Raw genomic sequence first — 8,837 nt, forward strand, 5'->3', positions numbered from 1 at the left:
AACAACGGCAGCGAGCCCGAGAGCCACACCCCTCCCCCCTGGGTGCCACAACCTTACGAATGGCTGGGGTGCACCCGTGAGTTGAAAGGTAGGGCAGCCCGATGAGCACCCTCGCCGTCCGCAAGGCCGCGCCGGCGGCGGGCACCACGCCCGGCACCGCCCAGGGCCCGCCCCTGCGCCGCCGCATCGCGTTCGTCCCGACCATCACGCTGCTGCTCGGCGCGGCCTACTGCCTGCTGCCGGTGGCCTGGGTGGTCGTCGCCGCCACCAAGTCCGGCCGCGAACTGTTCTCCACCTTCACCTTCCTGCCGGGCACGGGCTTCACCGGCAACCTCGCCGAGCTGAGCGCCTACCGCGACGGCGTGTACTGGCGGTGGATGGGCAACTCCGCCCTCTACGCCGGGCTCGGCGCCCTGCTGTCCACGGCCGTGTCGGCGCTCGGCGGCTACGCGCTCGCCGTGTACCGCTTCCGCGGCCGGGAGACGCTGTTCAACGTGCTGCTGGCGGGCGTGCTGATGCCGCCGGTGATCCTCGCCGTCCCGCAGTACCTGCTGCTCGCGCAGGCGGACCTGACGGACTCCCGCCTGTCGGTGCTGCTCCCGCAGATCCTCTCCCCGTACGGCGTGTACCTCGCGCGGATCTACGCCGCCGCGGCCGTGCCCGCCGACGTGGTGGAGGCCGGGCGGATGGACGGCGCCGGCGAGTGGCGGATCTTCACCCGGATCGCCCTGCCGATGATGCTGCCGGGGCTGGTGACGGTGTTCCTGTTCCAGTTCGTGGCCGTGTGGAACAACTTCCTGCTGCCGTACATCATGCTCAGCGACGACGAGAAGTTCCCGATCACGCTGGGCCTGCACACCCTGCTGGAGCAGGGCGCCAACACACCCGCCCTGTACACCCTGGTGATCACCGGCGCGTTCCTCGCGGTGTTCCCGCTGGTCGCGCTCTTCCTGGTCGTCCAGCGGTTCTGGAGCCTGGACCTGCTCTCCGGGGCCGTAAAGTCATGACCATGAGCAACACGGGGGCCCGGCGCAGACCGCCGACGATCCACGACGTGGCCCGCGAGGCGGGGGTCTCGCGGGGCACCGTCTCGCGCGTGCTCAACGGCGGGCACTACGTCAGCCCGGCCGCGCAGGAGGCCGTCAACGCCGCCATCCGCAAGACGGGGTACGTCGTCAACCGGCACGCCCGCTCGCTGATCACGGGCCGTTCGGACTCGGTGGGCTTCCTGCTGACCGAGCCGCAGGAGCGGTTCTTCGAGGACCCCAACTTCAACGTCCTGCTGCGCGGCTGCACCCAGGCGCTGGCCGCGCACGACATCCCGCTGCTGCTGATGCTGGCCGGGACGGACGACGAACGGCGGCGCATCATCCGGTACATCACCGCCGGGCACGTCGACGGGGTGCTGCTGGTCTCCAGCCACTCCGGCGACCCGGTCGCCGAGGAACTGCGGGCGGCGGGCGTGCCGCTGGTGGCGTGCGGCAAGCCGATCGGGCTGGGCTCCAAGGTGAGTTACGTGGCGGCGGACGACCGGGACGGCGCCCGCGACATGGTGCGGCACCTGCTGTCGCTGGGGCGGCGGCGGGTGGGCATGGTCACCGGCCCGCTCGACACCCCGGGCGGTGTGGAGCGTCTCGCCGGTTACAAGGAGGTGCTCGCCGAGGCGGGCGTCCCCGTCGACGAGGACCTCATCGTCTCCGGCGACTACAGCCGGGCCAGCGGCGAGGCGGGCGCCGAACGGCTGCTGGCGCAGGCCCCGGACGTGGACGCCGTGTTCGTGGCGTCCGACCTGATGGCGCAGGGCGTGCTGACGGCACTGCGGCGGGCGGGGCGCCGGGTGCCGCAGGACGTGGCGGTCGGCGGCTTCGACGACTCCCCCGCCGCCGTCGCCGCCAGCCCGGAGCTGACCACCATCCGGCAGCCCTGGGACCGCATCAGCGCCGAGATGGTCCGGGTGCTGCTCGCCCGGATCGGCGGGGAGGAACCGGCGGCGGTGATCCTGCCGACGGAACTGGTCAGACGGGGGTCGACGTAGCGGACGCGGAACCCGCCGTCCGTGCGGATGCGGCCCGGCCCGCCGGTGGCGGCGTACGTGCGCTCGCGCCGTCGCGAAACGGACCGCGCCGGCCGCCTCCACCCGGCAAAGCGGCCGGGACCGGCGGTCCCGGCCGCGTGGGTCACGGCCGGCCGGTGACGGCCGGCGCGGTCCGTTTCGCGACAGTCGTCCGTCCCGCGACGGTCACGAGCGGCACGTCACTGGTAGACCCGCACGTAGTCCACCAGCATCCGCGCCGGGAACGGGGTCGAGGCGTCGGGCGGTCCGGGCCAGTCGCCGCCGACGGCGAGGTTGAGGATCAGGTAGAAGGGGTGGTCGAAGACCCACGGACCGCGCGTCTGCTCGATCCGAGCCTTGTCGAGCGTGAGGACGGTCCGGCCGTCGAGGCTGTAGACGATGCCCTTGCTGTCCCAGTGGGCGGCCCACACATGGAAGTCGTCCGAGTAGTCGGCGTCCCCCGGAAGCCGGTAGGGGGCGCCGATCCCGCCGCCGCCGTTGTAGGCCGGCGCGTGGACGGTCGAGTACGAGGTCTTCACGTCCTTTCCGAGGACCTCCATGATGTCGATCTCGCCGTTGTACGGCCACGGGCGGCCGTCGAGGAAGTCGGCGCCCATCATCCAGAAGGCGGGCCACAGGCCGTTGCCCTTGGGCACCTTGATCCGCGCCTCGACCCGGCCGTACGTGAACTCGAACTTGTTGCCGGTGTTGATCCGGGCGGAGGTGTACTGGCAGGTGCCGCTCCCGGTGAGCGGGTCGGCCGGGCACGAGGTGCCGGGAGTGGCCTGCTTGCGTGCCTCGATGACGAGGTGGCCCGCGCCGTCCATGCTCACGTTGTCGTGGTCGGTGTAGTACTCCAGTTCGTTGTTGGGGCCGGTGCCGGGGTCCGCGGACCATTTGGCCGGGTCGGGCTTGGTGCCCGCCGGGGAGTCGAACTCGTCCTGCCAGACGAGCCGGGGCGGGTCGGCGGGGTCGGAGGGCGGCGGGGGCGGGGTGATGGGGGCTCCGCCGGTGCCGTACACCTGGAACTCCCACAGGGAGTAGCCGTACGGGGTGGCCCGCTCGGTGCCGTACACGCGGACGTAGCGGCCGGTGCCGGACACGGCCAGGGTCTGCTTGAACCCGGTGCCGGCCGTGGTCGAGTAGACCGGGGTCCAGTTGGTGTTGTCGGCCGAGACCTGGATCTGGAACGACTTGGCGTAGGCGGGGTCCCACTGGAGCACCACCTTGCTGATCTGCGCCGTCGCGCCCAGGTCGACGGAGATCCAGCCGGGGTCGGTCCAGCCGTTGGCGGGGCTGGTCGCCCAGCGGGTGGCGGGGTCGCGGTCGAAGGCGCGGGCCGGGACGCACTCCCGGCAGTGGCCGTCGTTCTGCGAGCTGGACGCCGCGCCGGTCCTGCCGTAGGACAGGAGCTTCTCGCCGGGGGCGGGGTCCGGGCCGCCGCCGGTGTCCTGGGTGCCGTACACCTGGAACTCCCACAGGGAGTAGCCGTACTGGGTGGCCCGCTGGGTGCCGTACACGCGGACGTAGCGGCCGGTCCCCGAGACGGTCAGCCGCTGACTGCCGCCGGTGCCCGCGCTGGTCTCGTGGACCGTGGACCAGGTGCGGGCGTCGGCGGACACCTGGATCTGGAACGCCTTGGCGTAGGCGGCTTCCCAGTTCAGGGCGACCTCGCTGATCCTGGCGGAGGCGCCCAGGTCGACCTGGATCCACTGGGGGTCGGCGAAGGCGCTGGACCAGCGCGTGCCGGGATCGCCGTCCACGGCGTTGGCGCCGGCGAACGGGTTCTCCGTGGACGAGACCGTCACCGGTCTGCCCTGGGAGAGCAGGGGGTCGGCGGCGTGGGCGGGCGGGGGGCCCGGTATGCCGGCGAGCGACAGCAGGGTGACCGCGAGGGCTATGAGCAGGCCCAGGCGGTGGCGCATCGGACTCACGGCGGCTCCTCGGAGTGAGGGGATGGGGTGAGTGGGGCGGGGAGCGCTCTTCGATGGGGGAGCCTGCTGCCGCCGGGGAGGGGTGTCAAGGGTTTACGTTCGCCTTGAGAAAACGTGTGATCCCTGTGTGGCGGGTCAGCCGCTCCTCCGGAGACGGCAGTTCCGGCGCGTGTCCTCCCGGACCGTGGGGCGGCTTCGCCTCCGGGGTCACGGAGCCGCGTTCCTCCTGGGGCGGCTGGGCGCGCCGGAAGCCGCCCCCACTTTGTCCCGCGCGGGGAAAAAGTGCCGCGATCTTGTGTGAAACGGGTTACGTGGTTCGACGAACCCCGCTAACTTCCTTGAAATGAACCGGTCATGAAGTGCGGCCGGCCGGCGGCGCGACGGCGCGCGCCCGTGCACCTCGTGGCAGTCCGAAGAGACCTGTCGTCATCCCACCCACCCATGGGAGACCCCTGTGCGCATGAGACCGCTCGGACACAGACGTGTCCGCACCTTACTGACCGCCGCGGCCTGCGCCGTCGGCTGTCTGCTGCCCGTGTCCCCGGCCGCCGCCCACCCCCGGGGCCCGGACCACGAAGCCGCAGAACCGGCCGCGGCCGCAGCGGAACCGGCCGCGGCCGCGGAGTTCCAGCAGGTCACGCTCGCCAAGGGGGTGACCGAGACGGGCGAGCCGATGTCGCTGGCGGTGCTGCCGGACCGGTCGGTCCTGCACACCTCGCGGGACGGCACCGTCCGGCTGACGAACGCGGCGGGGACCACCACCGTCGCCGGCAGGCTGGACGTCTACAGCCACGACGAGGAGGGCCTGCAAGGCGTCGCCGTGGACCCCGGCTTCTCGTCCAACCGGTACGTCTACCTCTACTACGCGCCCAAGCTGAGCACGCCGGGCGGTGACGCCCTGGCCGACGGCACCGCCGCCGACTTCGCCCCCTTCGACGGGGTCAACCGGCTGTCCCGGTTCGTCCTGAAGACCGACGGCACCCTGGACCTCGCCACCGAGAAGAAGATCCTCGACGTGCCCGCCTCCCGCGGCCTGTGCTGCCACGTCGGCGGCGACATCGACTTCGACGCGGCCGGGAACCTGTACCTGTCCACCGGCGACGACACCAACCCGTTCGCCTCGGACGGCTTCACCCCGATCGACGAGCGCGCCTCCCGCAACCCCGCCTACGACGCCCAGCGCTCCTCGGGCAACACCAACGACCTGCGCGGCAAGGTCCTGCGGATCAAGGTCAACGCCGACGGGTCGTACGCGATCCCGAGCGGCAACCTCTTCCCGCCCGGCACCGCGAAGACCCGCCCCGAGATCTACGCGATGGGCTTCCGCAACCCCTTCCGGATGAGCGTCGACAAGGCCACGGGCATCGTCTACCTCGGCGACTACGGCCCCGACGCCGGCACCGCGAGCCCCACCCGCGGCCCCGCCGGGCAGGTGGAGTTCAACCGGATCACCAAGGCGGGCAACTACGGCTGGCCGTACTGCACCGGCGACAACGACGCCTACGTCGACCACGACTTCGCCACCGGCGCCTCGGGGGCCGCGTTCGACTGCGCCGCTCCGAAGAACACGTCACCACGCAACACCGGACTGACCGACCTGCCTCCCGCGCAGCCCGCCTGGATCCCCTACGACGGCGGCTCCGTCCCCGAGTTCGGCTCCGGCTCGGAGTCCCCGATGGGCGGCCCGGTCTACCGCTACGACGCCGCCTCCACCTCCGAGGTGAAGTTCCCGCAGGAGTACGACGGCGACTTCTTCGCCGGCGAGTTCGGCCGCCGCTGGATCAAGCGCATCGAGTCCGGCGCCGACGGCACCGTGCAGTCCGTCAACCCCTTCCCCTGGTCCGGCACCCAGGTCATGGACATGGCTTTCGGTCCGGACGGCGCCCTGTACGTCCTCGACTACGGCACCGGCTACTTCAGCGGCGACCAGAACTCCGCCCTGTACCGCATCGAGCACGTCACCGGCAACCGCGCCCCGACCGCGCAGGCCAAGGCGGACGTCACCTCCGGCGCAGCGCCCCTGACCGTCTCCTTCTCCTCGGCCGGCAGCTCCGACCCCGACGGCGACGCCATCGGCCACACCTGGACCTTCGGCGACGGCGCCACCTCCACCGCCGCCGACCCCTCCCACACCTACACCGCCAACGGGCAGTACACGGCCACCCTCAAGGTCACCGACAGCACCGGAAGATCCGCGACGGCCTCGGTGCAGATCACGGTCGGGAACACCGCGCCCACCGTGCGGCTGGACCTGCCCGTGGACGGGCGGATCTACGACTTCGGCGCCGCGATCCCCTTCAAGGTGACGGTCACCGACCCCGAGGACGGCGCGGTCGACTGCTCGAAGGTCAAGGTCACCTTCATCATCGGGCACGACAGCCACGGCCACCCGCAGACCTCGGCCACCGGCTGCACCGGCACCCTCCAGACCCTGGCGGACGGCGAGCACGACCCCAACGCCAACATCTTCGGCGTCATCGACGCCGAGTACACCGACAAGGGCGCGAACGGCCAGCCCGCGCTGACCGCGCACGACCAGCACATCACCCAGCCCACCCACCGGCAGGCCGAGCACCACGGCGCCTCCGCCGGCGTCCAGGTCGTGGACCACGGCCCCGCACACGGCGGGAAGACCGTCGGCCACATCGACAGCGGCGACTGGATCTCCTTCACGCCGTACGCCCTCGACAACGCCACCGCGTTCACCGCCCGGGTCTCCTCCGCGGGCGCCGGCGGCACCATCGAGGTACGCGCCGGATCGCCGTCCGGCACCCTGCTGGGCACGGCGACCGTGCCGGTGACCGGCGGCTGGGAGACCTTCCAGGACGTGACGGCCGCACTCGGCAGCCAGCCGGCCGGGACGACGTCGCTGTACCTCGTCTTCAAGGGCGGCAGCGGCTCGCTCTTCGACGTCGACGAGTTCTCCTTCACCACCTCCGGGAGCGGCCCTCGCTCGGGTGCGGTCAAGGGGGTCGGCGGCACGTGCCTGGACGTCGACGGCTCCCGGACCGCCGACGGCACGAAGGTGCAGATCTGGACCTGCAACGGAACCGGCGCGCAGACGTGGACGGTCTCCGGTGACGGGACACTGAAGGCGCTGGGCAAGTGCCTGGACGTGTCGGGCGGCGGCAGCGCGGACGGTACGAAGATCCAGCTGTGGACCTGCAACGGCACAGGAGCGCAGAAGTGGGCACCCCAGCCCGACGGCACCGTCCGCAACCCGCAGTCCGGCAAGTGCCTCGACGCGTCCGGCGGCACCTGGAACGACGGAACCCCGGTCCACCTGTGGACCTGCCACACCGGACCCAACCAGAAGTGGACCCTGCCGTAGAAAGGAGGCGACCGTCCATGCGCACGTACCTGAAAGCGGCCCTCGGCCTGTTCGCCGGCGCCGCGCTCTGCCTGACCCCGCAGGCCGCGGCCCTGCCCGCGGCGGTGGACCACTCCGCCACCGCTCAAGCCCCCGCGGCGGCCGATCCGGCGTACGAGGTCCTCGTCTTCTCCAAGACGGCCGGCTTCCGCCATTCCTCGATCGACGACGGCGTCACGGCCCTGCGCGAGCTGGGCGCGGCGAACAATTTCACCGTCGAGGCCACCGAGGACGCCCAGGTCTTCACGGCCGGCGACCTCGCCCGGTACGAGGCGGTCGTCTTCCTGTCGACGACGGGCGACGTGCTGAACGCCGCCCAGCAGGCCGCCTTCGAGCAGTACATCCAGGGCGGCGGCGGATACGTCGGCATCCACGCCGCCGCCGACACCGAGTACGACTGGCCCTTCTACGAAGGGCTGGCCGGCGCCCTCTTCCACTCCCACCCGCACATCCAGTCCGCCACCGTCGAGGTGGAGGACCGGGCGCACGACGCCACCGCCCACCTGGGCAGCACCTGGCAGCGCACCGACGAGTGGTACAACTACCGCACCAACCCGCGCACCACCGCCCGCGTCCTGGCCTCGCTCGACGAGTCCAGCTACGCGGGCGGGAACATGTCCGGCGACCACCCGATCGCCTGGTGCAAGGACTACCAGGGCGGCCGGGCCTTCTACACCGGCGGCGGCCACACCGACGAGTCGTACACCGAGCCCGCCTTCCGCCGGCACCTGCTCGGCGGCATCCGCTGGGCCGCCGGGGCGACCGACGCCGACTGCCGCCCGGAGACCGGCTACACGCCCCTGTTCGACGGCTCGTCCACCACCGGCTGGAAACAGGCCGGGCCGGGCGGGTTCACCCTCACGGACGCCACCCTCACCTCCCACGGCGGGCTGGGCATGCTCTGGTACTCCGCCAAGGAGTTCACCGGCGACTACTCCCTCAAACTCGACTGGAAGGCGGCCGGGGACGACAACTCCGGGGTCTTCCTCGGCTTCCCCGCCTCCGACGACCCCTGGTCCGCGGTCGACAACGGCTACGAGATCCAGATCGACGCCACCGACTCGCCCGAGCGCACCACCGGCGCCGTCTACGGCTTCCGGTCCGCCGACATCGCCGCCCGCGACGCCGCGCTCAATCCGCCGGGTGAGTGGAACACCTACGAGCTCCGCGTCACCGGTGAACGGCTGGAGATCTTCCTCAACGGCCGCAAGGTCAACGACTTCACCAACACCGACCCGGCGCGGAGCCTGCGCCAGGGCCACATCGGCATCCAGAACCACGGCGACGGCGACGAGGTGTCCTTCCGCAACATCCGCGTCAAGCAGGGCGGCGGCCAGGAACCCGGCCCCCGCTCGGGTGCGGTCAAGGGGGTCGGCGGCATGTGTCTGGACGTCGACGGCTCCCGGACCGCCGACGGCACGAAGGTGCAGATCTGGACCTGCAACGGAACCGGCGCGCAGACGTGGACGGTCTCCGGTGA

General features: G+C 71.7%; 5 protein-coding genes. 4 read left to right on the forward strand and 1 reads right to left on the reverse strand.

The genetic code is table 11. From position 1 onward, the window contains the following. Nucleotides 1–101: 101 nt before the first annotated feature. A complete protein-coding gene (locus ABZ340_RS35895; RefSeq protein ID WP_358786090.1) occupies nucleotides 102–1,007 on the forward strand; it encodes a carbohydrate ABC transporter permease in 906 nt (301 codons plus the stop codon). After that, complete coding sequence (locus ABZ340_RS35900) at nucleotides 1,004–2,035, forward strand: LacI family DNA-binding transcriptional regulator (protein WP_358786091.1); 1,032 nt, start codon at nucleotides 1,004–1,006, stop codon at nucleotides 2,033–2,035. Before ABZ340_RS35895 ends, ABZ340_RS35900 begins: the two co-directional genes overlap by 4 nt. A 218-nt stretch (nucleotides 2,036–2,253) precedes the next feature. Here the strand turns inward: ABZ340_RS35900 and ABZ340_RS35905 are convergent, their stop codons facing one another. Then, nucleotides 2,254–3,978: a discoidin domain-containing protein gene (locus ABZ340_RS35905; RefSeq protein ID WP_358786094.1), complete on the reverse strand. Its 1,725-nt coding sequence runs from the start codon at nucleotides 3,976–3,978 to the stop codon at nucleotides 2,254–2,256. 469 nt (nucleotides 3,979–4,447) lie between these two features. On the opposite strand from ABZ340_RS35905, the gene ABZ340_RS35910 reads away from it, so the two are divergent. Together ABZ340_RS35910 and ABZ340_RS35915 are read left to right on the forward strand one after the other, a co-directional pair. Further along, nucleotides 4,448–7,318, forward strand: coding sequence for a PQQ-dependent sugar dehydrogenase (locus ABZ340_RS35910; protein WP_358786092.1), 2,871 nt, complete (start codon nucleotides 4,448–4,450; stop codon nucleotides 7,316–7,318). A gap of 17 nt (nucleotides 7,319–7,335) precedes the next feature. Beyond that, the coding region (locus ABZ340_RS35915; protein ID WP_358786093.1) for a ThuA domain-containing protein at nucleotides 7,336–8,837 on the forward strand (1,502 nt) is incomplete at its 3' end.

The sequence above is a fragment of the Streptomyces sp. NPDC006134 genome (assembly GCF_040628835.1).
GTDB lineage: Bacteria > Actinomycetota > Actinomycetes > Streptomycetales > Streptomycetaceae > Streptomyces.

Excerpts from the sequence above, each read along its gene's own strand:
- ABZ340_RS35895 (WP_358786090.1), top strand. The coding sequence starts at position 102 with ATGAGCACCCTCGCCGTCCGCAAGGCCGCGCCGGCGGCGGGCACCACG.
- ABZ340_RS35905 (WP_358786094.1), bottom strand. The coding sequence starts at position 3,978 with ATGCGCCACCGCCTGGGCCTGCTCATAGCCCTCGCGGTCACCCTGCTG.
- ABZ340_RS35910 (WP_358786092.1), top strand. The coding sequence starts at position 4,448 with ATGAGACCGCTCGGACACAGACGTGTCCGCACCTTACTGACCGCCGCG.
- ABZ340_RS35900 (WP_358786091.1), top strand. The coding sequence starts at position 1,004 with ATGACCATGAGCAACACGGGGGCCCGGCGCAGACCGCCGACGATCCAC.